The 25372-nt window shown below is 68.9% G+C and carries 26 protein-coding genes; 9 read left to right on the top strand and 17 right to left on the bottom strand.

The genetic code is table 11. From position 1 onward, the window contains the following. Positions 1–26: 26 nt before the first annotated feature. Positions 27–743, bottom strand: a complete 717-nt coding sequence (gene cofC / locus ACYVKL_RS35205) for a 2-phospho-L-lactate guanylyltransferase (RefSeq protein WP_379171973.1) — start codon at positions 741–743, stop codon at positions 27–29. A gap of 105 nt (positions 744–848) precedes the next feature. Here cofC and ACYVKL_RS35200 point away from each other — a divergent pair, with 105 nt between their 5' ends. The 3 genes from ACYVKL_RS35200 (at position 849) to ACYVKL_RS35190 (ending at position 3434) form a co-directional block, all read left to right on the top strand. Continuing rightward, positions 849–1844 carry an NAD(P)H-dependent glycerol-3-phosphate dehydrogenase gene (locus ACYVKL_RS35200; protein WP_379171971.1) on the top strand — a complete coding sequence of 332 codons (996 nt, stop codon included), beginning with the start codon at positions 849–851 and terminating at the stop codon, positions 1842–1844. 88 nt (positions 1845–1932) lie between these two features. After that, the gene (locus ACYVKL_RS35195; protein ID WP_379171968.1) at positions 1933–3030 is read left to right on the top strand and encodes a D-alanine--D-alanine ligase family protein; all 1098 of its coding nucleotides are present in this window, start codon (positions 1933–1935) and stop codon (positions 3028–3030) included. A 107-nt stretch (positions 3031–3137) separates the two neighbouring features. After that, a complete protein-coding gene (locus ACYVKL_RS35190; RefSeq protein WP_379171965.1) occupies positions 3138–3434 on the top strand; it encodes a DUF6191 domain-containing protein in 297 nt (98 codons plus the stop codon). 27 nt (positions 3435–3461) lie between these two features. Here the strand turns inward: ACYVKL_RS35190 and ACYVKL_RS35185 are convergent, their stop codons facing one another. Continuing rightward, positions 3462–4142: a DUF3515 domain-containing protein gene (locus ACYVKL_RS35185; RefSeq protein WP_379171963.1), complete on the bottom strand. Its 681-nt coding sequence runs from the start codon at positions 4140–4142 to the stop codon at positions 3462–3464. 185 nt (positions 4143–4327) lie between these two features. Here ACYVKL_RS35185 and ACYVKL_RS35180 point away from each other — a divergent pair, with 185 nt between their 5' ends. The 3 genes from ACYVKL_RS35180 to ACYVKL_RS35170 are packed head-to-tail and all read left to right on the top strand — an operon-like array spanning position 4328 to position 6285. Beyond that, complete coding sequence (locus ACYVKL_RS35180; protein ID WP_379172089.1) at positions 4328–5269, top strand: thiamine-phosphate kinase; 942 nt, start codon at positions 4328–4330, stop codon at positions 5267–5269. 47 nt (positions 5270–5316) lie between these two features. Beyond that, positions 5317–5994, top strand: a complete 678-nt coding sequence (locus tag ACYVKL_RS35175) for a uracil-DNA glycosylase (RefSeq protein ID WP_379171961.1) — start codon at positions 5317–5319, stop codon at positions 5992–5994. Positions 5995–6027: 33 nt separating this feature from the next. Then, positions 6028–6285 (top strand): hypothetical protein, encoded by a 258-nt coding sequence (locus ACYVKL_RS35170; protein WP_213557125.1) that lies wholly within the window; start codon positions 6028–6030, stop codon positions 6283–6285. A gap of 16 nt (positions 6286–6301) precedes the next feature. Here ACYVKL_RS35170 and ACYVKL_RS35165 read toward each other — a convergent pair whose 3' ends face one another. Both ACYVKL_RS35165 and rpmB read right to left on the bottom strand, forming a co-directional pair. Then, the gene (locus ACYVKL_RS35165) at positions 6302–6802 is read right to left on the bottom strand and encodes a GNAT family N-acetyltransferase (RefSeq protein ID WP_379171959.1); all 501 of its coding nucleotides are present in this window, start codon (positions 6800–6802) and stop codon (positions 6302–6304) included. Positions 6803–6879: 77 nt separating this feature from the next. Then, positions 6880–7071 (bottom strand): 50S ribosomal protein L28, encoded by a 192-nt coding sequence (gene rpmB / locus ACYVKL_RS35160; protein ID WP_011210730.1) that lies wholly within the window; start codon positions 7069–7071, stop codon positions 6880–6882. A gap of 318 nt (positions 7072–7389) precedes the next feature. Between rpmB and ACYVKL_RS35155 the strand changes: the two genes are divergently transcribed. Then, a complete protein-coding gene (locus ACYVKL_RS35155; protein ID WP_379171956.1) occupies positions 7390–9345 on the top strand; it encodes a DAK2 domain-containing protein in 1956 nt (651 codons plus the stop codon). After that, positions 9346–11613: an ATP-dependent DNA helicase RecG gene (gene recG / locus ACYVKL_RS35150; RefSeq protein WP_379171954.1), complete on the top strand. Its 2268-nt coding sequence runs from the start codon at positions 9346–9348 to the stop codon at positions 11611–11613. It abuts the gene before it with no gap. A gap of 6 nt (positions 11614–11619) precedes the next feature. Here the strand turns inward: recG and ACYVKL_RS35145 are convergent, their stop codons facing one another. The 8 genes from ACYVKL_RS35145 to ACYVKL_RS35110 all read right to left on the bottom strand — a co-directional run bounded on the left by ACYVKL_RS35145 (position 11620) and on the right by ACYVKL_RS35110 (position 18155). Further along, positions 11620–12342 carry a hypothetical protein gene (locus tag ACYVKL_RS35145; protein WP_379171952.1) on the bottom strand — a complete coding sequence of 241 codons (723 nt, stop codon included), beginning with the start codon at positions 12340–12342 and terminating at the stop codon, positions 11620–11622. Positions 12343–12390: 48 nt separating this feature from the next. Then, the gene (locus ACYVKL_RS35140) at positions 12391–12612 is read right to left on the bottom strand and encodes a DUF397 domain-containing protein (RefSeq protein ID WP_213557122.1); all 222 of its coding nucleotides are present in this window, start codon (positions 12610–12612) and stop codon (positions 12391–12393) included. Positions 12613–12863: 251 nt separating this feature from the next. Continuing rightward, positions 12864–13235, bottom strand: a complete 372-nt coding sequence (locus ACYVKL_RS35135) for a hypothetical protein (RefSeq protein WP_213557121.1) — start codon at positions 13233–13235, stop codon at positions 12864–12866. Positions 13236–13258: 23 nt separating this feature from the next. Further along, the gene (locus ACYVKL_RS35130; protein ID WP_213557120.1) at positions 13259–13702 is read right to left on the bottom strand and encodes a roadblock/LC7 domain-containing protein; all 444 of its coding nucleotides are present in this window, start codon (positions 13700–13702) and stop codon (positions 13259–13261) included. Between the two features lie 95 nt (positions 13703–13797). Further along, positions 13798–14664: a hypothetical protein gene (locus ACYVKL_RS35125; protein ID WP_379171949.1), complete on the bottom strand. Its 867-nt coding sequence runs from the start codon at positions 14662–14664 to the stop codon at positions 13798–13800. After that, positions 14654–15046 carry a hypothetical protein gene (locus tag ACYVKL_RS35120; RefSeq protein WP_213557119.1) on the bottom strand — a complete coding sequence of 131 codons (393 nt, stop codon included), beginning with the start codon at positions 15044–15046 and terminating at the stop codon, positions 14654–14656. The genes ACYVKL_RS35125 and ACYVKL_RS35120 overlap by 11 nt, the downstream gene beginning before the upstream one ends. A gap of 255 nt (positions 15047–15301) precedes the next feature. Continuing rightward, positions 15302–16723, bottom strand: coding sequence for a short-chain fatty acyl-CoA regulator family protein (locus ACYVKL_RS35115; protein WP_379171946.1), 1422 nt, complete (start codon positions 16721–16723; stop codon positions 15302–15304). Between the two features lie 217 nt (positions 16724–16940). Next, on the bottom strand, positions 16941–18155 hold the full coding sequence (locus ACYVKL_RS35110) for a DUF445 domain-containing protein (RefSeq protein WP_213557117.1): 1215 nt from the start codon (positions 18153–18155) through the stop codon (positions 16941–16943). Positions 18156–18262: 107 nt separating this feature from the next. On the opposite strand from ACYVKL_RS35110, the gene ACYVKL_RS35105 reads away from it, so the two are divergent. Continuing rightward, positions 18263–19174, top strand: coding sequence for a helix-turn-helix domain-containing protein (locus tag ACYVKL_RS35105; RefSeq protein ID WP_357193468.1), 912 nt, complete (start codon positions 18263–18265; stop codon positions 19172–19174). Positions 19175–19223: 49 nt separating this feature from the next. Here ACYVKL_RS35105 and ACYVKL_RS35100 read toward each other — a convergent pair whose 3' ends face one another. The 5 genes from ACYVKL_RS35100 to ACYVKL_RS35080 all read right to left on the bottom strand — a co-directional run bounded on the left by ACYVKL_RS35100 (position 19224) and on the right by ACYVKL_RS35080 (position 25243). After that, entirely contained in the window at positions 19224–19763 is a 540-nt protein-coding gene (locus ACYVKL_RS35100; protein ID WP_460773965.1) for a hypothetical protein, read from the bottom strand. Positions 19764–19911: 148 nt separating this feature from the next. Then, positions 19912–21465 (bottom strand): serine/threonine-protein kinase, encoded by a 1554-nt coding sequence (locus ACYVKL_RS35095; protein ID WP_379171942.1) that lies wholly within the window; start codon positions 21463–21465, stop codon positions 19912–19914. Between the two features lie 92 nt (positions 21466–21557). After that, a complete protein-coding gene (locus ACYVKL_RS35090; protein WP_379171940.1) occupies positions 21558–22757 on the bottom strand; it encodes a DUF7373 family lipoprotein in 1200 nt (399 codons plus the stop codon). Continuing rightward, positions 22758–24047 carry a DUF7373 family lipoprotein gene (locus ACYVKL_RS35085; protein ID WP_379171938.1) on the bottom strand — a complete coding sequence of 430 codons (1290 nt, stop codon included), beginning with the start codon at positions 24045–24047 and terminating at the stop codon, positions 22758–22760. Continuing rightward, on the bottom strand, positions 24044–25243 hold the full coding sequence (locus tag ACYVKL_RS35080; protein WP_379171936.1) for a DUF7373 family lipoprotein: 1200 nt from the start codon (positions 25241–25243) through the stop codon (positions 24044–24046). The genes ACYVKL_RS35085 and ACYVKL_RS35080 overlap by 4 nt, the downstream gene beginning before the upstream one ends. Positions 25244–25372 lie beyond the last annotated feature (129 nt).

Genomic DNA, 25372 nt, shown 5'->3' with positions numbered 1-25372 from the left:
TCCATTGCAGTGCAGATCACGCTGCGTCAGGACAGTGACGACTCGGCCCGGCACCTGTCCCCGGTTCCATGACACGCCTGCGACACGCCGATTTCTCGGAGTAGCGCGCTGGTGGCTCGCCCGACGCCGAGCGCCACGGCGCGCTCGAGATCCGCCGCGGTATCGACGTCCTGCCGCAGCCCCGGCCACTCGCCCAGCACCTCCACCGCGCCGCCGGCGATATGGCGGCGCGCGGAGTCCGGACCGAAAAGCGGGTTCAGCGCGGCATTCAGCGGATCGTCACCGCCGCCGCGCACCAGCAGGGCGACGGTGCCGCTGCCGTCGTGATCGGTGACCACCGAACGGTGATGCCGGGCGCTGCGCAGCAGCTCGCCGAGTTCGGCCGCGCGCAGTGCGGGCAGATCCGCTTGCAGGGCAAGCAGATCGACGGCCCCGTGCGCGCGCCGCACCCCCTCCGCGCCCGCGGCCAAGGCGGCGTTGAGTCCGCTGGTGTGCGGGGCGATGACCTCGGGCTCGGGATGGACTCGCGCGCCCAGGGCGCGGACCACGCCGGCGACGGTCGGGTCCGGCGTCACCACGGTCACCGAGGCGATCGCCGGTGTCGACACCGCCGCGGTCACCGTGTCCTCGAGCATGGCCAGCACGAGTCGCGGCCGGTACTCGGGAGCCAGCCCATCGGCCAGCCGGCTCTTGGCCAGTCCCAGGCTCTTCACAGCGATGACCGCGTGCACGGACGGGTGCATGCCCGAATCCTCCCACTCCAAGATGACGGGTGTGTGAGCGGCGTCGAATTCCGCGCTGACGTCACAACGGGCGTGGCTCACAGGACGCGCGCATATATTTGTCACATGGCAAGGGCAGCGGTGTTGGGAGCGGGGTCATGGGGGACCGCGTTCGCGAAGGTGTTGGCGGAGGCGGGAACCGAGACCACCATGTGGGCTCGGCGGCCGGAGGTGGCGAAGGTGCTCGCGACCGAGCATCGCAATCCCTGGTATCTGCCGGATGTCGCGTTGCCGCCGCTGGCCGCGACCGATGACCCGGCGGTCGCGCTCGACGGGGCCGACATCGTGGTGCTGGCGGTGCCCTCGCAGTCGCTGCGCACGAATCTGGCGGCCTGGAAGGACCTGATCCCGCCCGAATCCACGCTGCTGAGTCTGGCCAAGGGCATCGAGACCGGCACCCTGTTGCGCATGAGCCAGGTGATCGCGGAGGTCTCCGGCGCCGACCCGAGCCGCATCGCGGTGCTGTCGGGCCCGAACCTCTCGCACGAGATCGCGGCCGGGCAGCCCGCCGCTACCGTGATCGCCTGCCCGGACGTGGCGCGCGCCGAGGCGGTGCAGCACGCGTGTGCCACCGGCTATTTCCGGCCGTACACCAATTCCGACGTGATCGGCTGCGAGATCGGCGGGGCGTGCAAGAACGTCATCGCGCTCGCCTGCGGTATCGCCTCGGGAATGGGGTTGGGCGACAACTCGGTTGCCACCCTCATCACGCGCGGGCTGGCCGAGATCATCCGGCTCGGGGTGGCGGTCGGCGCGGAGCCGGTCACCTTCGCGGGTCTGGCCGGTGTCGGCGACCTGGTGGCTACCTGCACCTCGCCGCTGTCGCGCAATCGGTCCTTCGGGCGCGCACTGGGCGCGGGCGGCACCATGGAGACCGCGCTGCAGGCGACTCATGGCCAGGTCGTCGAGGGTGTGAAGTCCTGCACATCGGTGCGGGCGCTGGCCGCGGCGCACGGCGTGGAGATGCCGCTGACCAATGCGGTGCATCAGGTGTGCCACGAGGGTCTCTCCGCAGCCGAGGCGGTCGGGCAACTGCAGGGGCGTCGCCTCAAATCCGAGTGAACCCGCCCCCGGCCGCGGGCGACCGTGTCGAGGGGCCGGGACGACCGCGTAACACTGCCGCCACATTCGACCGGGTACGGTTCGGGGCATGACCAACAGGACCAGGGTGGCGGTGGTGTTCGGCGGCCGCAGCAATGAGCACGGGGTGTCGTGCGTGTCCGCGCGCACCGTGTTGGCGAGCCTCGATCCCGAACGCTATGAGGCGGTTCCGATCGGTATCACGCGCGACGGCACCTGGGTGCTCGGCGACGCGGATCCGCGGACGCTGTCCGCCCAGGATCGGGCGCTGCCCATGGTCGACGACAAGGGCACCGCGCTGGCGCTGACCGCGGACCCCTCGCGCGCGGGCGCGCTGGTGCCGCTCGACGGCGCGGAGACCGTGCTCGGCGCGGTCGACATCGTGTTCCCGGTGCTGCACGGCGCGTTCGGTGAGGACGGCACCCTGCAGGGCCTGCTCGAACTGGCCGAACTGCCCTACGTCGGTCCCGGCGTGCTGGCCAGCGCGGCCGGCATGGACAAGGAGTTCACCAAGAAACTCCTTGCCGCCGAGGGCCTTCCGGTCGGTGTGCAGGTGGTGCTGCGCCCCGGCGCGGCGACCGTCGCCGAGGCCGACCGCGCCCGCCTGGCGCTACCGGTGTTCGTGAAGCCCGCCCGCGGCGGTTCCTCGATCGGCATCACCAAGGTGGACAGCTGGGACGAGTTGGACGCCGCCATCGTCGAGGCGCGCCGCCACGACCCGAAGGTGATCGTCGAGTCCGGCATCGTCGGGCGTGAGGTCGAGTGCGGCGTGCTGGAATTCCCGGACGGCCGGGTGGAAGCCAGTGTGGTCGCCGAGATCCGGATGCCCGAGGACGACTCGCAGGCCCCCGACTTCTACGACTTCGACACCAAGTACCTCGACGACGTCTGCGAGTTCGACGTCCCCGCCAAGCTGGACGACGCTGTGTCGCTGGAGATCCGGGAGCTCGCGGTGCGTGCGTTCCGCGCCCTGGACTGCCAGGGTCTGGCCCGCGTCGACTTCTTCGTGACCGCCGACGGCCCGGTGATCAACGAGATCAACACCATGCCCGGCTTCACCTCGATCTCCATGTACCCGCGCATGTGGGAGGCCACCGGGATCGACAACCGGACCTTGGTGAGCACCCTCATCGAGACCGCCCGCGCCCGCGGCACCGGCCTGCGCTGATCATGACCAGGAACGGCCCGGTTCATCATTTCGGATGATGGACCGGGCCGTTTCGGTGCGACCGGAGAGCGACGTCGGCGCCGTCGCCCGCGCGTAGCCTCGATGGCGTGATCGTGGCTCTGACGATTCCCGGGCTGGCACTGCTGATCATCGCGGTGGCCTTCGCCGATGTCGCCTACCGGAAACTGACCGGGCGCACCGCGCTGCCGTGGATGCGCAACGACGAAGACCGCAACGCGGCCGCCATCGGCCTGGAGCAATTCGACGCGGCCTTCAGTTCGGGCAAGCGGCTGGAGATGGAACAACGGCAGTCGGTGCTCATGCACCGGGAGAACCCGGGCGACGGCGACGAGGGACCCGAGATCGACCTCGCCGCCGGAAAGGCCAAGCTCCGCAAGCTCTGAGCGTCGGGCTCGGTCCCTATATATGCGTCAGTTGGGGATCGGATTCGGGTCCATCGGCTTCTCCGGCATCGCCTTCTTGATGGCCTCCGAAACCTCCTGCAGCGGAGTCGCTCCGGCATTGTCGGGCATGGTCAGCGCGACATAGGTGCCGCGGTCCACGGCCCACCAGGTGCCGGAGGTGACACCGCTGGTCTGGTCGCGCAGTTCGAACCAGTTGACCCCGTTGACCACCTGCAGCGGCGAGGACTTGGTGAATTCCAGGGGCCGGTCCAGGCCGCAGCGCACCACGATGGCGTCGCCGCCGTCGGGCAGCTGCCAGGCGTGGGTGGCGGGCGGCGCGGGCTGCACCAGTTCGGCGGTGGTGTAGTCGCCGATCGTGCCGGGCAGGGCGGGGAGCAGTGCGGTGCATTCGGGACCCGCGGCGGCCGGGGCGGGGACCGCGCCGAGGGCCAGCGGATCGCGGCTGTGGTGCCGGTTGGCCAGCACGCCCATCACGATCAGTCCGACGACGAGGGCGACGGGCAGGGCGACGGCGGTGGCGATGAGCGCGGGCGAGCGGCGCATGCCGTAGTCCTCGTCCGCGTCGGCGGTGTTCGCGGGCTCCGGTTGCGCGTCGCCGGTCGGCTCGGCGTCGGTCGCGTCGGTCGCCTGCTCGGGCAGGGCCGCGTCGCTGTGGTCCGCTTCGTTGCCGCGGGTGTCGTTGCTCATCCGGTCGTCGATCCCCGATCGTGCCGTGCCGGGCCCGCACGTCCTCGGTGCGCGCATCCCGGCTGCTGGTCGTCGATTGCGGCTTCGAGGGTACCGTCGAGCGGTCGGCCGCCCGCATCACACTCCCGAAGGAGACCGCCATCACCACCGGCAGCAACCCGCAGTCAGTTCCGGCCGCCCGCACGGTGGGTGAGCTGGGGGAGTTCGGGCTCATCGCGCTGGTGAACGCGGGCCGGACGCAGACCCCCGGGGTGCTGCTGGGTCCCGGTGACGATGCCGCGGTGATCGCCGCGCCCGAGGGCCGGTTCGTGGTGACCACCGACATGCTGGTGCAGGACCGGCACTTCCGCGTCGATTGGTCGAGCCCGCAGGAGATCGGGCGCAAGGCCATCGCCCAGAACGCCGCCGACGTGGTGGCCATGGGCGCGGTGCCGAGCGCCTTCGTGGTCGGGCTGGGCTGTCCGGCCGATACTCCGGTCGAATTCGTGCGCGCGCTGGCGGACGGCATGTGGGCCGAGGCCGGGCGGGCCGGGGCGTCCATCGCCGGCGGGGACATGGTGCGCAGTCCGCTGATCATCATCTCGGTGACCGCGTTCGGGGATCCGCGTCGCGCCCCGATCAGACTGTCGGGCGCGCGCCCGGGTGATGTGGTGGCAGTGGCCGGACCGCTGGGTCATTCGGGCGCCGGGCTGGCGGTGTTGTCGGCCGGGTCGGCGGAGCTGACCGCCGAGTTCGCGGAGATGGTTGCCGCGCACCGGGTTCCGCAGCCGCCCTACGAGGCGGTGCTGGAGCTGCCCGACACGGTCGAGGTCACCGCGCTCACCGACGTGTCGGACGGATTGCTGGCCGACCTCGGGCATATCGCCGAATCCTCGGGTGTGGCCATCGATCTCGACTCGGCGGCTCTGTCCGACCCTGCCTTGGAGGCGGTCGGGAAGGCGCTGGGCGTCAGCCCCCTGGACTGGATTCTGGCGGGTGGCGAGGACCACGCTTTCGCCGCGACTTTCGCCGATTCGGGTGATTTGCCGGAGGGTTGGATGCGGGTCGGATCCGTTCGTGCGGGCTCGGGTGTGACGGTCGACGGAACCGCGCGGACGGGACCCGCCGGTTGGGAATCCTTCGCATAGCCGGGCCCGGTATCGCGATGAATCTCGACACGATAAGTTTTCCCGACATGGGTGCGAAACCACTGTCGGAAGTCATCGACACGGGCTGGGCCGAGGCCCTCGAGCCGGTGACCGACCGCATTGCCGCGATGGGTGAATTCCTGCGTATCGAAAACGCCGAGGGGCGTGGCTATCTCCCGAAGGGGGAGAACGTGCTGCGGGCCTTCCAGCGGCCCTTCGACAAGGTCCGGGTGCTGATCGTGGGTCAGGATCCGTATCCGACGCCGGGGCATCCGGTGGGGCTGAGTTTCTCGGTGGCGCCGGACGTTTCACCGATTCCGCGGAGTCTGTCCAATATCTACTCGGAGTTGACCAAGGATCTGGGTCTGCCGATGCCGTCCAACGGCGATCTGTCGCCGTGGTGCGATCAGGGCGTGCTGATGCTCAACCGAGTCCTGACTGTGCAGCCGGGGCAGCCGGCCTCGCATCGCGGCAAGGGCTGGGAAGCGGTGACCGAGCAGGCAATTCGCGCGCTGGTTGCCCGTGATCAGCCGTTGGTGGCGATTCTGTGGGGCCGCGACGCGTCCACGTTGAAGCCGCTGCTGGGCGACACTCCCTACATCGAATCCGCCCATCCGTCACCGCTGTCGGCTTCACGAGGATTCTTCGGATCTCGTCCTTTCTCCCGAACCAACGAATTGCTGGGTACCCTGGGTGCCGCGCCGGTGGACTGGCGTCTGCCGTAGCGCCGATCCGTTACCTGATTCAGGAGCATGTGTATGCAGAAGAAGACTGCCCGTGGTGTTTTCGTCGCGCTGGCCGCGGGTGCCGCGCTGGCCTCGGCTCCGGCCGTCGCCGGTGCCGCGCCGCTGACGCTGGACCCCTACGTCCCCGAGACCACCACCTCGGTCACGCCCGTCGGCAGCCTGCTCGACACCAATAGCGTGAGCGGACTGTCGTCCAACGTCACCTCGCGTACGGCGTGCCTGTTGCAGTCGATCAGCCAGCAGGTGGATTGCCTCAACGGCGCGGCGTGAGCCACGGCGCCGGGCCTCACCCCGTCAGGGCCCGGCGCACCATCCGCACTTGCAGTGCGGGAGAGAAGGCTTCGACTCGGCGTTCACCGTCGGGTTCGAAGCCGTATTTCGTATAGAAGGCCCGCGCTCGCGGGTTCTCCTCGAACACCCACAGCGCGACATCGCCGGTTTCGGGCAGCACCTCGTCCATGAGGGCCTGCGCGACCCCGGTGCCGTGATAGGCCGCGCGCACGTAGAGGGCGCTCAGTTCGTACTCCGTGGTGGGTGATTCCTCGCGGTTGTCGCCGCTGCCCGCGAAGCCGATGACGGTGTCGTCGTCGAGCACCGCGACCCGAATCCGCCCCGGATACTCGAACAGGATCTTGCCCCACGCCGCCGCCCGCCGGTCCACGTCGAAGGCGTCGAGCACATGCTGGGGCACCAGGCCCTGATACGCCTCCCGCCAGCACGCGATATGGCATTCGGACATGCTGTAGACGTACTTCGGTTCGAGGGGAACGACCTGCCAGTCACTCATGGTTCTCTCCCTGAAACGACAACAGCCCCGGTTCACCCATCATTCTGGGTGCCGGGGCTGCTGTCGGAAAGCTATTATCAGCCGCGAACGACCTTGCCCGCCTTCAGGCAGGAGGTGCAGACGTTCATGCGGCGGGTGTTGCCGGGGGCAACCTGCGCGCGCACGGTCTGGATGTTCGGGTTCCAGCGACGGTTGGTGCGCCGGTGCGAGTGCGAAACCGACTTACCGAAGCCGGGGCCCTTGGCGCAGACGTCACAGACGGCAGCCATAGTCGCGAGCTCCTTCATGTCATAGAGGGACGCACTGCACCATGTACAGCGTGTCCGAAAGCCTGATGTTTTGGACGTACCTACCAGCGAATGGCTGGTGAACGCGGGCTGATACCTGAGCGGGCAGGACCATGCCTGCGTGAGGCAACCGCACAAGAGTAGCCAACCCGTCCCGGGCGTGTCCAATCAGCCCCCCGGCACCGATCCCGTATGCGGCGTACGAATGCCAGGTGACGGCACGGTGTCGGCCGCCCCGACTAGGCTGGCGACGGGTTTCTTTCGATGGTGAGGCCATGACGTGTGGGAAGGACGGTGACGGTGCCCGGGGTAGCGGACGCGCTGGACGGTACGGCCTTGTTGAACTGGGGTCGCCACACCCTCACCGCCCTGGAACGCCACCGGGACGAGATCAATGCCCTCAATGTCTTCCCCGTCGCCGACTCCGACACCGGCACCAACCTGCTGAGCACCATGCGGGCAGCCGTGCGCGGGGCCGAAGCGGCGATCGACACCCCGATCCCGTCGGCCGGTGCGTACGGAGGCCGCGTCGCCGGCGGAGAGTCCGCCGCCCAGACGGAGGCCCTGCGACTACAGGTCGGGGCCACGGATATGGCGACGCCCGCATCGCCCGATCGGGGTCCGGCGATCGCTGACCACCGGCCACTATCGGCGCACGGCGTCATGGCGGCGATGGCTCGTGCGGCGACCATGGGTGCGCGGGGGAACTCGGGAATCATCCTGTCGCAGGTTCTGCGGGGCGTCGCCGACGCGGTTGCCGAGGGGCCGCTCACGGCCGAGGCGCTGCGGTTCGCCTTGCGGCAGGCCGCTCGGCTGGTGCGAGAGGCATTGAGTTCGCCGGTCGAGGGGACGATGCTCACCATCTTGGATCGGGCTGCCGAACGGGCCGCCGACGCCTCGGAGCGGGATCTGCTCGGTGTCGCGCTCGCGGCGGCGGACGGCGCCGTCAAGGCATTGGGGGAGACGCCCGCGCAACTGGGTGTGCTGCGGGAGGCCGGTGTCGTCGATGCCGGGGCCCGCGGATTGCTGGTGTTGCTGGACGAGTTGGTGGCGGCGGCCGGGGGAAGCGCGCCGGCACGGCCGGTCTACCGCCGCGGCGCCCCGGAGGAACGGCCGTCGCGAGTGCCGGATCGCGCGGTCACAGATGTATCGGTCATCTCGGAGGAATCGGCCGCCGACCGGTCCGACTTCGGCACCGATGGTTCTGGCGGCGGTGTCGAGTATCCGGCGGAGGTGGCGCGGTCCGGGGAAGCCGCGTCGAATCCGATCGCGTCGGTGCCGAACCCGGGTGCGGTGCTGCCGACTTCGGCGGTTCGTCCTGCGGGGGAGTTGGCTCCGCGTTCCGAGTGGGGCTCCGGCGCACCGCATTACGAGGTGATGTTCCTGGTGCGTGGGAGCGACCAGCTGCGCATCGGCGAGCTGCGGGATCAGCTTGGGGCGCTCGGGGATTCGGTGGTTGTCGTAGGTGACGGCGATGAAACCTGGTCCGCCCATGTGCATTGCGGTGACGCGGGCGCGGCGGTCGAGGCCGGGCTGGCGGCGGGCGTGCTGAGTGGGATCCGGATCGAGATCCTCGACGATTCCGGTCATACGCCGACAGGGAAGGCCGATCGGGCGATCCTCGCGGTGGCGTCGGGCACCGGTGCGGTGCGGTTGTTCGAGGACGCGGGGGCGGTCGTGCTCGAGGGGGCGGTCACCGCGGATGTGCTGCTGGAAGCCATTCGGCGGGTGCCGCAGCGGGAGGTGCTGGTGTTGCCGAACGGGGCATTGCCGGCGCACGAGCTGGTGGCGGTGAGTGTGGCGGGGCGCGACGGGCAGCGGGAGGTGTTGATGCTGCCGTGCGGGTCGATGGTGCAGGGGCTGGCGGCGTTGTCGATGCACGATGCCGGGCGCGCCGCGGCCGATGACGCGTTCGCCATGTCGGAGGCGGCGGCCGGGACCCGGTGGGGTGCGCTGCGGGTCGCGCCGGAGCGGTCGCTGACCATGGTGGGGATGTGCGAGGCGGGGGACGGGCTCGGTCTGGTCGGCCACGATGTGGTCGTCATCGATTCCGATGTGCGGGCGGCGGGGCGCACCCTGCTGGACCGAATGCTGGGCCTGGGTGGGGAATTGGTGACCATGCTCCTGGGCGGCGATGCGCCCGAAGGGCTTTCCGACGACTTGACCGCGCATGTGGCCGCGGGCTTCCCGGGTGTGGAGGTAGTGGTGTATCCGGGCGGGCAGGCGGGCGACCTGGTGCAGATCGGGGTGGAATAGATGGCGACACTGGCTGATCGGCTCGACCATGTGCTCGGGGTGAAGGCGGCGGAATCGCTGCAGGAGCACTTCGACATGCAGACCGTCGAGGACCTGCTGCGGCACTATCCGCTGCGCTACGCCACCCAGGGGCAGCCGCTCACCGAGGAAGCGCCGGAGGAGGGCCAGCACATCACCGTGATGGGCCGGGTCACCAAGACCGACCTGCGGCCGATGAAGAATCGCCGCGGCAGCCTGCTCAAGGTGAACCTGGACACCGGCGGCCCGCGCCCGGTGGAGATCACCTTCTTCAATGGCGACAAGGTCCGTTATCTGGTGAAAGACGGTGTGCGGGCGATGATGTCGGGCACCGTGCACTGGTGGCGGCCCGACCGCTGGAACCTTTCGCACCCCGACTATCTGATCCTGCCCGAGCAGGGCGAGTCGATCGAGAACCTCACCTCGGTGCGCGGCGGCGGCGCGCTGCGCGGCCTGGCGCAGACCGCGAAAGGCACTGGGGGAGTGGATGTCTCGTTCTTCGAGCGCGAGTTCATCCCGGTTTATCCGTCGACGGCGAAGGTGCAGAGCTGGGACCTGCTGCGCTGCATCCGCCAGGTGCTCGACCAGCTGGACCCCATCGACGACCCGCTGCCGGAATCCCTGCTCACCGAGCATGCCCTGCTGCCGGTGTCGGACGCGTTGCGCCTGATCCACCTACCCGAGCACAAGGCCGATATCGAAGCCGCCCGCGGCCGCCTGCGTTTCGACGAGGCGATGGCGTTGCAGCTGGTGCTGGCCGAACGCCGCCATCAGACCGAGGGCCGCATCGCCAAGCCGTGCCCGCCGCGCACCGACGGTATCGCCGCCGCCTTCGACAAGCGGCTGCCGTTCGAGCTGACCGAGGGGCAGCGCACGGTCATCGACGAGATCTCCGCGGATCTGTCGCGCACCCACCCCATGCACCGGCTGCTGCAGGGTGAGGTGGGTTCGGGCAAGACCATCGTGGCTCTGCACGCCATGCTGCAGGTGGTGGACAGCGGTCAGCAGACGGCGCTGCTCGCCCCCACGGAAGTGCTTGCCGCACAGCACTATCGGTCGTTGAAGAAGATGCTCGGCGATCTCGGCACGGCCGGAGAGCTGGGCGCGGACGAGAACGCCACCAAGGTGGTGCTGGTGACCGGTTCCATGTCGGCGGGCCAGAAGAAGGCCGCCCTGCTGGACGCGGTCACCGGCGAGGCCGGTCTGGTGATCGGCACCCACGCCCTGATCCAGGACAATGTGGAGTTCTTCGACCTGGGCATGGTGGTGGTCGACGAGCAACACCGCTTCGGTGTGGAGCAGCGAGATGCGTTGCGCGCCAAGGCGAAGGGCGCGGCCAGCCCGCACCTGCTGGTCATGACCGCCACCCCGATTCCCCGCACCATCGCCATGACCACCCTGGGTGATCTGGAGACCTCGGTGCTGACCCAGTTGCCGCGCGGCCGCTCCCCGATCACCTCGAAAGTCGTTCCCGCCAAGGTGAAACCGGCGTGGGTGGATCGGGCGTGGGAGCGGATCCACGAAGAGGTCTCCCAGGGCCGGCAGGCGTACGTGGTGTGCTCGCGCATCGGCGACGAGGAGGAGAACGGGAAAGGCAAGGGCCGCAAGGCGAAAGCCGAGGAGGAGAAGGAAGGCCCGACCACCCATTCCGCGGTGGACATGTACGAGATGCTCGGCTCGGGTCCGCTCGGGGATCTGCGGGTGGGTCTGTTGCACGGCCGCCTGCCCGCGGACGAGAAGGACCGGGTCATGCGGGCGTTCAACGACGCCGAGATCGATGTGCTGGTGTGCACCACCGTCGTCGAGGTCGGTGTCGACGTCCCGAATGCCACGGTCATGGTGATCGTGGACGCCGATCGCTTCGGCGTCAGTCAGCTGCATCAGCTGCGCGGCCGGGTCGGCCGTGGTCAGCATCCGGGTTTGTGCCTGCTCATCACCGAGACCAATCCGATGGGTACCGCCATGACCCGGCTGGAGGCGGTGGCGGGCACCACCGACGGTTTCGAACTGGCGGTGCTGGATCTGCGGCAGCGTCGCGAGGGCGATGTGCTGGGTTCGGCGCAGTCCGGCACCGCGCGCAGTCTGCGTCTGCTGTCGCTGCTCGACGATCTGGAAGTCATCACCGCCGCACAGGAAGTGGCGCGCGAGATCGTGGCCGGCGATCCGGGGTTGAAGAACCATCCCGGCCTGGCGAGCATGATGCGCGCGGCCGTGGACGGGGAACGACTGGAGTACCTGGCGAAGTCCTGACCGGTGTCAGTCGGTGGTGGCGTCGGTCGGGGTCAGCCCGGCCAGCTCGCGCCAGCGCGCCAGTTCCTCCTGGTGTGAACCCGACAGTGTCGCCTCGGTGACGTCGACGGCGGCCGCGTCCTCGCTGTCCCCGTCGCGGGTGAGCAGCATCAGCGGCCACGCGGGCTCCGCGGTCTCGGCCGTGCCGAACGGCTCCCAGTTCCAGGGTCCGCCGAACCGCCAGGCGCGGCCCGCGGCGTCGGCGATCTCGTCGCCGATCTCGAGGAAAGCGTAGGGGCGGAAGCGTAATTCGACCTTGCGGGGAATGTCGTCGTCGGGATCGAACACCGCGCCCTGGTCCGTGACGTCGGGTGCGTCGGGGTGACCGGCGCGGACGTAGACGATCTCCCGTCGCGGTCGCGGCAGCCATCCGGTCTCGCGTGGCGGTTCGTGCCGCCGCAGTCCGATCACGCGCACGACGGTCGGCGGAATCCCGATCCGGCACGGGGCGTCGGCGGCGAGTTCGCCGTCGCCGGGCCGGATCCGGAACACCTCGCGGTCCCATCCGGGCGCGCCCGGTCCGGTCGCGACCGCGACCACGCCGTTCCAGCGCTCGCCGTCGCTGTCCGGATCGACGGCCCACCAGGGCCATTCGACGAAGACTTCGTCGGCCGTCAGCTCGGTCACCCGAGCCGCGGTGAACGGGCACGACAGCTCGAGGATGTCATCGACCCGGTATTCGAACGTCACAGCCACCGAACCTAACTCGTTCGCGGCGCGAGCGTCCTATTCGGCGGGCTAAACGGCCGCGGGGAATTCGTCGGCCTTCACGCCCTCGATGAAGGATTCCCACTCGCGGACCGTGAAGAGCAGGACCGCGCCGTTGCCGCCTTCCTTGCTGTGCGCGACCACGATGCCGCGGCCGGGCCAGTAACCGACCTGGACACAGCTGCCGTGGACGCCGCCGGCGGTACTGGTCCGCATTTGGAGTCCGGCCGGCAGGTCTGCCTTGGTAGTCATGTGCGGGTTCCCTTCGTCCTTTCACAGTCGGGTTCGGACGCGAGGCGAAGAAGAGCAGCCGGGGTCCTCGATGCGGGACAACGCCGTCGGGCATCGGCTGATGTGGTTCACCCTACCGGCTGGATGCCGACGGTGTGCCCGATATCGGTTGTCAGAACGGTGACCCGACATGGGGATTCAGAATGGTGTTCGCCCGTACGGGGATTCGGCGAGGTCGCCCGTACGGGCACCCGGGCGTGGCTCGGTAACGGTCACACCTCGAGGTCTTCCTCGATGCCCTTGAGGCGGTGCCGCGCCATGGCCAGATTGGCGCGGCCGCGGTCGAGGGCCAGATACAGGAACAGGCCCTTGGATTTCCGTCCGGTCATGGGCCTGATGATGTGGTATTGGCTGCTCAGGGTGATGAGGATGTCCTCGATCTCCTCCTTGATGCCCAGCTGGTCGATGGTGCGCATCTTGGCGCGCACCACCTCGGTGTTGCCCGCGGCGGCGACCTGCAGGTCCAGCGCCTTCGAGCTGCCGAGCATGCCGAGCGCCATGCCGCTGTTGTAGTCGACCACGGCCGCGCCGAGCGCGCCGTCGATCACCATCATGTCCTTCAGTGCGATATCCATGTTGGACATGGGGTTTCCTTTCAATCGGTGTTTCACTTGGGGTTCGAAGTCTGTGTTCCGGGCGGCGTCGCGGAGGCGGCGTCGGCCTCCCCGGTGACGGCCGCGAGGTGGTCGGCGATGGCGCGGGCGGCGGGCCGCGATTCCAGGTGCACGCGGCCGATATTGGCGCCGGGCGCGGCGAGCACGGTGAGCGAGGCGGTCCAGCCGACGGCGTAGATCACCACGTCGCCGCTCTCGCCGTGCACCACCACCTCGTGGAAGCCGCCGCCGTGCGCGGTCGCGGCGAGCCGGTGCGAGAGCGAGAGCTGGGCGGCGGTGAGGGCCGCCATGCCCGCGGGCTCGATGTGGGCGGGCAGATCGTGTGCGATGAGCAGCCCGTCGGTGGATGCCACCAGCGTGCCCGTCAGCTGCGGCACCCGATCCCGCAGCGACTTCAGCTCCCTGTGTACCTGCGTGTTCGGTTCTGGGCCGGACATCGCCACTTTGGTCAACCTTCCTATCAATTCACCGAGCCGCCTTCGCCGCGCGGTCACGCGAGCTCCTCCAAGGCCGCCTCCCTATCCGTTCGCGGTCATGCAAATTCCTCCAGTGCCGCCCGTAGCCGGATGAGCACGTCCCGGTCGGGTGGCTCCCAGCGATCGGGGACGGCGACCGCCGCGGTCTGGCGGACCCGGCGGCGTAGTGGCGGGGTGGAACTCGGTGCCGCGCCGGGGTTCCGGGCCGGGGCGGCGGGGGCCGGGTCCGCGGCGGCGGGGTCGCAGCCGGCGGTGTCGCCCGTCGCGGGCGGCTGCGCGATGTGCTCGGCGAGGGCCACCGTGACCGGTGGTTCGATCAGCCCGGCCGCGGTGAGTTCGCGCACCGCGAGCAGGCACCCGTAGGTGGTGCGGCCGAGATGTTCGGCGAGCCAGGTGATGCTGTGCCGGGCGTCGACGGCGGCGAGCACCTCGGCCTGTCCGCCGGTGAGGACCACGCGGCGGCGCCGGACCCGGCGCACCGGCACCACGGCGACGCGATCCACCAGCTCCACCGGCCACACGCCCGCGGCCGGATCGCCGCGGCGGGCGCATTCGTGAATCAGCGCGCCCGGGGTGATCCGGCAGGCGTAGGCGAGCCAGTGCGGCGGCCCGGGGCGGAATTCCACCGGTGCGGGCGCGGCGAGCAGCAGGTAGGCGGCGTCGAAGACGGCCAGTAGCGCAAGGGTTTCCAGGCGCGGGCCGGACGGTAGCTGGTCGGCCGTGCCCGCGCGGGCGCGGCGCCAGCCTTCGGCGTCGGTGAGGCCGGCGGTTATCGCGAGGCGATCGAGTCCGGTGGTGCGCCGGCAGTCGGCGGCCACGATCGCGCCCTCGACGAGATGAAAGGCGCCGTCGCCCACGGTGAGTACGCCGGTGCCGCGTTGCTGTTCGAGTCGCCGTAACTCGATGACGAGTTCACTGTCCATGATCGTCCTCGGCGAATTCGGTGAGAATCGATCGCAGCTGGTATCTGGCCATGGCGAGATTTCCGGTGTCGCCGTCGAAGAGGACGTGCACGAAAAGTCGTCCGTCGAAATCGCCGTCGATCAAATTCAGCAGGTGATATCCGCGGGTTCCGCACACGATGATCTCGGTGATGTCGTCGCCGGGACGGCCGGTGGCGAGGGCGGGGGAGGTGAGCACCGAGCGCACGACATCGGTTGCGGCAGCGGCATCTTCGTGTTGATCGACCAGGTCGTGACGACCGGCGGCGGCGATAGCCAGCCCGCTTGCGCCGTCCACCAGGGTGACGCTGCACGCACCGGGAATGTCCATGATGCGTTTGAGGCATCCGTCGATACCGATCACTGCCGCCCACCGCTTGTTCCGAGAGACTTCGAGCGAATCCAGACGCTACACATGATGTGCGCGTGATGGGTAGCAAACGCCGGATTAATCCGGGTAACTCATCATTTCCCCGGGTGCCGGATCAAGAATACTAGACAGTATTAATACCTTTCGGTATTCGATGCAATGTGCGATATGGATATCCAAAATGGATGAAAGGTTGCACAGCGAAACCCCGCCGCCCGCACGGGAGTTCGGTGGGGCGAACGGGGAAGGTCAGTGGGGCATGCGGGGGTACGGCAGATCCGAGCTGGTGTGCTCGTCGATCGCCAGTGGCCGCCCGATCTGCGGGAAGGCGCGCTGGGCGCAGCCGGGGCGCTCGCACACCTTGCAGCCCGCGCCGATGGGGATGGCCGCGGCCGGATCCTCGATCTCCATGCCGCGCGAATAGACCAACCGGTCCGCGTATTCGATATCGCAGCCCAGTCCGATGGTGAATTCCTTCTCCGCCCCGCCGAATCCGGTCGGGACCGGTGCGGTGGTGCGGGCCACCCACAGGTAGCGCCGCCCGTCCGGCATGGCCGCCACCTGCGACAGCATCCGGCCGGGATGGTCGAACGCCTCGTGCACCACCCACAGCGGGCAGCTGCCGCCCACCCGCGAGAAGTGGAAGGCGGTGGCGGACTGGCGTTTCGAGATATTGCCGGCGCGGTCACTGCGGACCAGGAAGAACGGCACCCCGCGCTGCCCCTGGCGTTGCAGGGTGGCGAGCCGGTGGCAGACGGTCTCGAAACCGACCTCGAAACGCAGGCCCAGCAGGTCGATGTCGTAGTGCAGTTCCTCGGCCGAGCGCAGGAACTTGCCGTAGGGCAGGACCAGCGCGCCCGCGAAGTAGTTGGCCAGCCCGACCCGGGCCAGCGTGCGGGATTCGCCGGTGAGCGCGGGGTTTTCGTCGAGCACCTCGTCGAGCAGGGCGCCGTGCAACAGGAAGGCGAGCGTGGTCGCGATCTGGAAGGCGCGCTGCCCGGGCCGCAGCCGCCGGGCCAGGGTGAGGGTGCGGGTCTCGGGTTCGTAGTGGCGCTTGGGAACGTTCGGGTCGGCGCCGTCGCCGCGCACCAGCACGGTGACGCCCGCGCGTTCCTCGGCCACCCGCGCCAGCTGGCGGTCCAGGGAACCGATGGTGAGCCCGCTCTCCTCGAACAGCCGCTCGGCGGCCAGGTCCAGCTGGGCGATGTGATTGTGGTGGTCGTAGAAGAAGTCGCGCACGTCCTCGTAGGGCATGGGGACGCCGGGCGCGCCGGCGGGGGTGGCGACCTTGGCGGACAACAGATCCAACTGGTCGGTCGCGGCCCGTAGTCGGCGGTGCATGGCCACAACGATTTTCGCGACCTCGGGCATGCGGGTGGCCAGATCCTCGACCTCGGCCACCGGCGCGGCATTGCCGCCCGCGGCCTCCACCAGGATCTCGTGCAGGTCCGACACCAGCCGGGCGTCGGAGTCCGCGGCGAAGAACTGCACGTCCAGGTCGAAGGTGGAATTCAGTTTGAGCAGCACGGGAATCGTGAGCGGTCGCTGATCACGCTCGAGCTGGTTGAGGTAGCTGGGGGACAGGTCCAGGGATTTGGCCAAGGCCGCCTGGGTCATCCGCCGTTCCTCGCGCAACCGCCGTAGTCGGGCCCCCGCATACATCTTGCGCACGTGGGGGATGGTACCGATTCGAATTCGCAAACATCGCAATTTGAGGAGACTCGCGGCGATTTCGCGGATTCTGCGTGGCACTTCGCCGAGCCGACCGACATGCGTAGCATGCGAATTCGAGACTATCGGCGGTTTTGCGCGCGAGTGCCCATCGTACGACCACCGTGCCGCCGCCGGGCTGGAACGGCGGTCGGAAAGTGCGCCGAAATCGGCGGGTTCACCCCAAAATCAGGTGAACCTGGAGTTCGCCGACCAGGAATCCGAGCACCGCGCCGATCGCGACCAGCTTCCATTCGTCCTGTTTGAACGCCGGGCGCAGCAGGCCCTCGTACTCGTCGTCGGTCAACTGCTTGGTCTTCTCGATGACCAGACTGCGCACATCCAGGGCCTCGATGGCGTGCTGATCGAAGCCGGAGTGGGCGGCGGCCTTGACGTGGTCGAGCACGAAGGTGACGGCGTCGCGTTCGATCGCGGTGTAGCTGTCACCCGCGACCATCATGACCAGCGGGCGGGCCGGGCCGGTCTGGAGTTCGAGGAACTCGCTGACGTGGCGGCTCAGCAGCGAGGCCAACCGGTCGGCGCGCTCGCCGTTCAGGACAGCCTCGAGAATGCGTGCGGGGGTGAGGATCTCGGTGGCGATGAGATCGCCGTAGTCGGTGCAGACCTGATCGCGGCGCTTGTGGAAGAGGCCCTGCCACTTGAACGGGCCGATACCGACCGGACGGATCGGCCGGAAGATCATCTGCAACGCCAGCCAGTCGGTGAGCAGGCCGGTGAAACCGCCGAACGCCGGCATGAGCAACGGGTTGTGGGTCAGCGACCAGGTGACCATCTGCACGAAACCCAGCACCGTGCCGAAGATCAGCCCCGACCGCACGATGAAGCGCAGTTCGTTGTTGCCGACCCGGCGCACCATCTCCACCAGCAGCGACTTGTCGTCCACCAGCGCGCTGATGGCCATGCCGCGCAGATCCATCACCTGGTCGATATTGGTGCGCAGATCGAAGACGATGTCCTCGATCAGTTGCGGCAGATCCCGTTGCGCGCGTTCGATGATGGCGCGCTGCGCGGCCTCGGGCATGTTCACCCAGAGCCGCGGCTCATGCTTCATCATCATGGCCCGCACCATGTAGTCGACACCGGCGTCGAGGGGTTCGCGCAGCCGCGTGGTCAATTCCATGACATCGATGCGGGCGATGATGTCCTGCGGATCGATGAGCTTGCCGAACATCAGGTCCACCGCGATGGTGGCCATGCGCGGCGCGGACCGGGGGATGACGCCCTGCCAGCCCAGCCACGGCGGGATGCCCTTGAATTCGAGCGGCTTCATGAGCATCTGCACGGCGACGATCTTGGTCACCCAGCCGATGAGCGCCGCGACGAGCGGGATGGAGCAGTAGAGCAGCCAATGGTCGGCGAAATCCGCGATCACGACCCGCTCGGCCCCTGTGCCCTGGTTGCCATGTCCCGCTCCTCGATGCGATTATTCGTACCCAGCCGTACGGCTATTTGTGCCGCGGCTCAGGCTAGGAGACCGTGGTGCCCACAGGCAAGACCGACCCCTCACCGCCCACCCAGCGCGTGATCGCCATCGTGGAACTGCTCGCCGCCCAACGTGACTCGCTCACCGCCGCCGAGATCGCCGACACCCTCGCCTTGAACCGCTCCACCGCCGGCTCCATCCTGGCCGCCCTCGCCGACCGCGGCTGGGTCCGCCGCCTCCCCAACCTCAGCTACGAACTGGGTGGCCGCCTCGCGGCCATCGGCGCCCGGGCCGCCGCCAGCCGTCACGATCGGGCCTGGTTGGAGCGGGAATTGGAGGAGCTGGCGGACCGCGTCAACTGCGGCGCCGCCCTCACCGCCCTGAGCGGCGGCCACCTCAAGTTCGTCGCCGTCACCCGTGACCGCCTCACCATCGGCATGGAGTCCGGCGTCCGCATCCCGCTGCTGGCCCCCGCCGGCGCCGCGATCATCGCCCACACCGGCAAGGCCCGCCAACGCGACTGGCTCGACACCCGGGGCTCCGAACGACGTGACGAATATCGCGCCGTCCTCGACACCCTCCGCACCGCCGGCTTCTGCGCCTGGCGCCTGGAACCCGACAGCCTCCCCGGCCTCCGAGTCCTCTCCGACGTGGCCACCCACCTGGCCGAACACCCCGGCGACAAGGACCTCCGCGGCCGAGTCCTGGCCCAGCTGGCCACTTTCGGCGGCAGCGCCTACGACCAGCCCACCTTCGACTCCGAAGCCACCCTCCCCCTCAGCTACATGAGCGCCCCCGTCTTCGACGACAACGGCCACGCCGTCATGGAACTCCAGATAGGCCCCCTCCGCCCCGACGTAACCCGCCCCGAACGCCACCACTACCTGACCGAACTCTCAGCCGCGGCCCGCCGCATCGGCGACGGCCTGGAGTCGGTCCCCTCCCGCCTCCACCGCCTCCCCTCCTGACGGCTACGGCTCGTCGGTCGAGTGGCTGCAGTTCAGCGTCTTTCGTGCGCTACTGCAGTTCGCGGGTGGCGGCGATCAGGAAGGTGATGGTGTCTCGGACTTTGGCGTCGGTCATTTTGAGGGGGACCGAGCTGGTGGAGGCTATTTTGTCGTCGATGGCGATCATGCCTTCCCAGGTGCCGATGCGGGTGAGGAAGGAGTCGTCGGCGGAGCGCCAGACTTCTTCGTCGTAGCCGTCGAGGCGGTGGTAGCGGCCGCCTTCGGGGTCGGTGTGGTCGGGTTTGCGCATGTTGCGCAAGGTCATCCAGGCGACGTAGGGGGCGCGGGGCTTCAGGTTGAGGTAGCAGGAGCCGGTCATGCCGATGGTGGCGTTGATGGTGCCCTGGCTGAGTTCGGCTATCTGGGCTTCGGGGACGCCGAGGGTGGTGTGGAAGAAGTCGAGCATGCGGTTGCACACGTCCTTGTTGGAGTGTGCGGAGGGCGTGGAGCCGGGGTCGGAGGGGGCCGGTGTGGACGAGCCGCAGCCGGTGAGCGCGAATACGGCTGCTACCAGCAGGCATCGGAGGATCCCCCACCGTCTTCCGAACACCATGACCTCCTTTTCGGGGCGCAGCGTAACAGGATGGCGGTGTCGCGCCAACCGTCGTGGCGCACTTGCGCCTGGCCGCCCAAGATCGCTCGAGACGTGGATCACGCTGGCGCGCAGTGACTTCCGGAGAGCGATCAACGGGAGCCGCTCACAGGACCTTGGCGATGGCGGGGACGACCTTCGTGATCGCGACATCGGTGGAGCGCGGGGTCCAGGTCTGGAAGGCCTGGGCGGTCGCCGGATCATCGACGATGAGCAGCCGGGCGTGGGTGAGACTGGAGGACAGGAACGAACTGGGCAGGCCGCGCAGGCCACCGTTGCCCGCCTGCTTGTCGGTGCGCACGATAATGACCAGGTCGACGTCGGGCACCGTCTCCCCGGAGGCCGACAGCGGCCGCGGCGAGGTCTCGTCCTGCTTGGCGCGATACTCGGTGGCGTAGCGGAAACCGATGTCCTGCAGGAACTTCGCCTGCTCACTGGTGTCCAGGTCGACCGAGAGCGAACTGTCGCCGAGGTTGAAGGCGGCGACCGTCTTGTTCTGGAAGCCCGGGTGCGCGGCCCGCACCTGAGCGGGGGAATCGGTGGGCGTCGAAGTGGTTTGGGCGACGCTGTCGCCACCGGAATCGTGCCGGGTGGCGAAGTAGACGCCGGTGCCCGAAACGCCCAGCACCGCAACGGCCGCCGCGATCATGAGGGTGCGTAGTCGGGTGCGCCGGGACAGTCCCCGAGCGGTCGGCTGCGGCTGCGTGATCCGTTCGGTCGGCGGCTCCTGCCCGGCGACCGACGGTGCCCACACTCCCGGGCCGGAGGTCGGTGCGGTGGAAATCGGTGGGGCGGAAGGAACCCGGCCGGCAAGCGCCAGCGCCACGTCATCGGTGAAGTCACGGCAGGTGGAGTAGCGGTGGTCCGGATCCTTGGCCAGCACCTTGGCGATCACCGCGTCCAAGGCCGGCGGCAGGTCGGGCCGCAGCGTGCCCAGCGCGGGCGGCGGATCCTGGAGATGACCCAGCGTCGCCTGCGCGATCGAGTTCACCGGGAACGGGGTGCGCCCGGTGAGCAGCTTCACGAAAGCGCAGCCGAGACTGTAGATGTCGCCGCGATGATCCAGCGGCCCCGCGACCAGCCGTTCCGGCGCGGCATAGGCGAGGGTGGCCATCATGGCGTCGGTCGCGGTGAGCTCCCGCCCGTCGGTCACCGACTTGGCCACACCGAAATCGGTGAGCAGCACCCGTTCCTCGTCGCCGGGGTGACCGTTCTCGTCACGGGAGAGCAGGAAGTTGGCGGGCTTCACGTCCCGGTGCAGCAGTCCGCGCCGGTGCGCGTAGTCCAGCGCCTTGCCCACCTCGGTGACGATGCGCAGCGCCCGCAACGGCGTCATCCCCTCGGGATGCTGCTTCAATTCGACCGAGGCGTCGGTGCCGGGGACGTATTGCATGGCGATCCACAGTCGCCCGTCCTCCTCGCCGCGCGCGTACACGGTCACGATGTTCGGATGATCCATCTCCGCCGCGAGATTCGCCTCGCGCGCGAACCGGGCCCGATACACCTCGTCGTGCGACAGATCGGTGCTGAGCACCTTCAACGCATCCAGCCGCCCCGGGAACATCGGATCCTGCACCAGATAGACGGTCCCCATCCCGCCGCTGCCCAGCACCCGGATCACCCGGTGGCCGCCCACAATTGTGCCGGGCCGCAACGGCATGCTTCCCCACCTCTCCGAGCCCCCAGCGGCCGCCTCCAGCCGTTGTCCAGAACCCTTGGAATGTAGCAACGTTCGCCGGACCCGGCCCGGTATCAGATGTGGCCGTGGGCGAGTAGCTCGTACTGGGCCGAAAGTCGTTGGCGCAGATCCTGGGACTGGTCGGCGCTCACCTCGGCCACGTAGCGGTGGTACGGGAGGTAGCACATGAATTTGGCGCCGATGGCGTACTTCACGTCCTTCAGTTGCAGGCAGCGTGCGGTCGCCAGGCCGGGCGGCGGATCGATGGGGCGGTACCGGTCGAGCAGTTCGTCGCCGAAGGCGGCGGTGAAGCGCTGGGCGGACGCGTCGTCCCTGGTGCGATAGATATTGCTGAGGGAACTGGCCACCAGGTCGACTCCGGTGTCGGCGAACACGACCCGCGAGACCGCCGGCCGATCGTCGAGCGTCAGCGCGCCGTGCGGCCCGTACAGTCCCTCGGTCGCCCGGATCTGGCCCTTGCCGGCGGGCAGCGTGCGGCTCAGCAGATCGTCGGGGTCCGCGAGCAGCCCGGCGAGCTGATCGCGCGGGGTCGGGTGATAGTCGCGCACGGACTCGATCGCCTTGTCCAGCATCCGTTTCGCCACGTCCAGCAGGAATCCGGGACCGTCGGGCACGGTCAGGTCGTCCTCGATGGTCAGCCAGTACAGGTATTCACCCTGGGCGTTGTAGACCCGCACCCAGTCGAGCGAGGTGAGCGTGGCCTTGGCGGCGGGATAGCCGGGAATCTGGAGCGGACCCTTGTCGGGATACTCCGGACTGGTCTGCCCCAGCAGGAAATCCGCCGCTGTCACCGCCTGCGCCGGTGTGGCGAACCGCAGCACGCTGAGGTGCACGTTCAACCCGAGCGAGATATCCGACCGGTGCCGCCCGTTGGTCTGCCATCCGGCGACCAGGCCCGGCGCCCGATCGTTGAAGCCGTCGATGCCCATCGGCGGGTAGTCCGCGGTGATCGCGCGCCCGTTGCCGCCGAACACCAGCCGATCGTCCACTTCGAGGGGGATCGGGGTGTGCTCGGCCAGCCGGATCGATTCCTGGATCACGTCCCCGACAGTGATGTCGGGCTTCTTGTTGGTGATGGCCCGCGGCACCACCGGATAGTTGCCCGGATCCAATCGGGACACATCGACGGTCGCGGCCTGCGACGCGGGCGCGGCGGGCTCGGACGGGCCGGATCCGCACGCGCCGGCCAGCACGGCGGTCAGGGCGAGCGCCAGGATGCGGCCGGGACGGGTTCTCGATCGCGCGACACCCATCTATCCGCTCCTGGCCAGCATCGAATACTGTGCCGACACCCGTTGCTCGAACGAGGCGGGCGCGCCGCCGCTGAACCTGGCCTGCGCGCCGATCACCGCCACGTACCGGCCGTAGACCACCGCGCACAGGTAGGTGGCATCGCGGATCGGCTCCGGTTCGTCGAGCCGCACGCAGTGTGCGTCGGTGACGCCCGCCGGGTTCGGAACCTCGTCGTCATCGCGGCCCAGGCGGGTGAGGGCGGCTTGTAAACCGAAGGCCGCCGCCAGATCCCGGGTGCGGTAGACCGTGGCCCCGTTGCGGGCGACCAGATCCACCCCCGCCGCCGCGAACGCCGGGCGGGCCACCGCGGTGTCGCGCTCGAAGTGCAGTGCGCCCGCCGGGGTGTAGATCCCGCCTCGGCCCCCGCCCGACGCCCGATCGGAATCGGACATGTCGTACTGGTTGGGCAGGGTCAGGTCCAGGATGTGGTCCGGATTGCTCGGCAGGTCCGGAAGATCCTCGAGTGGAGTGGGTTTCAGGTCGGCCATCGCGGTGAGCTGAGCGCGCAGCATCTCCTGTAGGCGGGCGCCGAGGGCGGCCGGATCGGTCTGCGGGATCACGGCGTGGCCGATGATCACGTACACGCCGTGCGCCGCGACCAGTTCGCCTCTGTCGTCGGTCCGGGACGAAGCGCGGACACTGTCGCGCGTGTCTGCGGGCAGATCGGCGGCGCTGATCGGGATCGTGTGCCGCTCAGGAGAGTTCAGGGCGTCCCAGTATCCGTCGGTGGCGGCGCGGGCGGCCTGCTCGGTCGGGAAGCGCTGGATCGCCAGGGTGATGTGCTTGCGCGCCCGGACGCTGTCGTTGTTGCGCCAGATGTACGCGCCGGCGATGAGTCGATTGCGTTCGGCGACCGGCTGCCAGTTCTTCGGGAAAGGGCCGTTGGTGTCGTCGAAGTCGCCGGAGCTGCTCAGCAGGCGGGCCCCGCCCAGGTATCGGATGTCGGGATCGATGACGTCGGGCCCGGCCAGATACGTCAGCATGCGGCGCGATTCGATCGCGTACGCGTCGGCGGTGGAGCCGTAGAACGGCGTGAACTCGGCCGGAGCCGAAGGATACGGTCCGACCTGGAGTTTCGACAGATCCGTCGGAGTCATGCCGGGGACCGGATGCCCCGGAACCGACCACGTCGCGGCGACGAACCCGACGACCAGGACCGCGGTCACCGCGATCGCGCACGCCGCCATCCCGCGGGTGCCGAGAACCGTTCGGAGCCTGCGGAATCCGCGCGACCATCGCCTGCGCCTCACCGGCTCGTCACCAGCACGTACTCGGCGGCCGTCTTCTGATACAGCTCCGCCACATTGCGCGCACCGACCTGCACGTTGTACTTGTCCACGTGGAACGTGCACTGGTGGAACATGACCTGCCCGTTCTCCAGATCCGCGAAGCAGCCGACGTCGCCGGGGAAGCCCGGCGGCGGGTCGATGCTCCGATGCTTGTCGGGGGAGTTCTGAGCCGGATTCCACTTGTCCCACAGCGCGCGGGCGGCGCGGCCGGTGCGACTGTGGAACACCAGCGCGTCGCCGTAGCCGACCAGGTCGACATCGCCGATGGTCAGAAAGTCCAGGTCCGCGCTGTCGAGGCTCTGCAAGGCGCCGCGGCCGGTGTACACCCCGTCCGGGTCCGGGCGCAGCGGCAGTTCGGGATTGGTCGGCAGGGTGCGGCCGAGGATGCCGTCCGGGTCGAGCGGCATGTGCTCGAACTTGTCGTCCGGCGTGGGCTGGAACTTGTCGAGCAGCGGCAGCGCCACGTCGAGCATGCGTTCGGTGCGTCCGGTCAGGTCGGCCAGGTCGGGGGCGGCGGCCAGTTCGTCGACGATCTTGACGTACACGACGTAGCGGTCGTGCACGGTCCAGGAGCCGATCGAGGCCACGGTGGGACGCCAATGCGCCTTGCTCGCACGGTATTTCGGCAGCGAGACCGGCTGGTTGCCGTTGTTGTAGGTGAAGTCGTCGTTTTCGAGGGTGGGACCGACCGCGGCGGCCCGGTCCGGGTCCGGCAACTCCAGCACCGCGATACTGAGTCTGCGGTGCTTCTCCTCGGTCTCGGCGCCGGTGCACCAGGTGTCCACCCAGCCGCCGCGCAGATCATGGGCGACCTCGTCGAAGGTGTCGTTGATCAGGATGTCGCCCAGGCCCTTGTGGTTGGTGACCACGTGCGGGCGGACATTGCCGGAGCATTCGAAGGCGTAGTCGTGGTCGGCTTCGAACGGCAACGCCACGTAATCCGACAGCCGCTGGGACTCCCGGATCCGGGATTGCTTGCCGGTCTTGGCGTTTCCCACCACCCGCGGCGTGGTCTGGTAATTGCCGACCTCGAGGCTCGCCGGATCGGTCGGCTGCCGGACCGGATGGCCCGCGACGCTGGTCGCGCAGCCCGTCACGGCGACGAGCGCGACCGAGAGGAACAGCAGCGGCAGCCCCCGTGACGCGAAAACTCTCACCGTCCCCTCCTCCCAGCCGGATTTTACCGTCGCCCAAGACTTCTCGCGCATCTTCGGCGGCGGGCAGTGTGGTCTCGGACACGATCGGGCGGCGATCCGGGCACCGCGATGTCTCGGTCCGCGCGGCCG

It is taken from the genome of Nocardia tengchongensis (assembly GCF_054781395.1).
The sequence above is the reverse complement of the archived record's forward strand: the minus strand, read 5'-3'. Positions and strand labels throughout refer to the sequence as shown.

What these genes read in the sequence shown, in the direction of transcription:
- ACYVKL_RS35135 (WP_213557121.1), bottom strand. Translation starts at nt 13,235, where the DNA reads ATGTCCAACATGGATATCGCACTGAAGGACATGATGGTGATCGACGGC.
- rpmB (WP_011210730.1), bottom strand. Translation starts at nt 7,071, where the DNA reads ATGGCTGCCGTCTGTGACGTCTGCGCCAAGGGCCCCGGCTTCGGTAAG.
- ACYVKL_RS35195 (WP_379171968.1), top strand. Translation starts at nt 1,933, where the DNA reads ATGACCAACAGGACCAGGGTGGCGGTGGTGTTCGGCGGCCGCAGCAAT.
- ACYVKL_RS35170 (WP_213557125.1), top strand. Translation starts at nt 6,028, where the DNA reads ATGCAGAAGAAGACTGCCCGTGGTGTTTTCGTCGCGCTGGCCGCGGGT.
- ACYVKL_RS35140 (WP_213557122.1), bottom strand. Translation starts at nt 12,612, where the DNA reads ATGACTACCAAGGCAGACCTGCCGGCCGGACTCCAAATGCGGACCAGT.
- recG (WP_379171954.1), top strand. Translation starts at nt 9,346, where the DNA reads ATGGCGACACTGGCTGATCGGCTCGACCATGTGCTCGGGGTGAAGGCG.
- ACYVKL_RS35095 (WP_379171942.1), bottom strand. Translation starts at nt 21,465, where the DNA reads ATGCCGTTGCGGCCCGGCACAATTGTGGGCGGCCACCGGGTGATCCGG.
- ACYVKL_RS35175 (WP_379171961.1), top strand. Translation starts at nt 5,317, where the DNA reads ATGGGTGCGAAACCACTGTCGGAAGTCATCGACACGGGCTGGGCCGAG.
- ACYVKL_RS35090 (WP_379171940.1), bottom strand. Translation starts at nt 22,757, where the DNA reads ATGGGTGTCGCGCGATCGAGAACCCGTCCCGGCCGCATCCTGGCGCTC.
- ACYVKL_RS35130 (WP_213557120.1), bottom strand. Translation starts at nt 13,702, where the DNA reads ATGTCCGGCCCAGAACCGAACACGCAGGTACACAGGGAGCTGAAGTCG.
- ACYVKL_RS35125 (WP_379171949.1), bottom strand. Translation starts at nt 14,664, where the DNA reads ATGGACAGTGAACTCGTCATCGAGTTACGGCGACTCGAACAGCAACGC.
- ACYVKL_RS35185 (WP_379171963.1), bottom strand. Translation starts at nt 4,142, where the DNA reads ATGAGCAACGACACCCGCGGCAACGAAGCGGACCACAGCGACGCGGCC.
- cofC (WP_379171973.1), bottom strand. Translation starts at nt 743, where the DNA reads ATGCACCCGTCCGTGCACGCGGTCATCGCTGTGAAGAGCCTGGGACTG.
- ACYVKL_RS35200 (WP_379171971.1), top strand. Translation starts at nt 849, where the DNA reads ATGGCAAGGGCAGCGGTGTTGGGAGCGGGGTCATGGGGGACCGCGTTC.
- ACYVKL_RS35165 (WP_379171959.1), bottom strand. Translation starts at nt 6,802, where the DNA reads ATGAGTGACTGGCAGGTCGTTCCCCTCGAACCGAAGTACGTCTACAGC.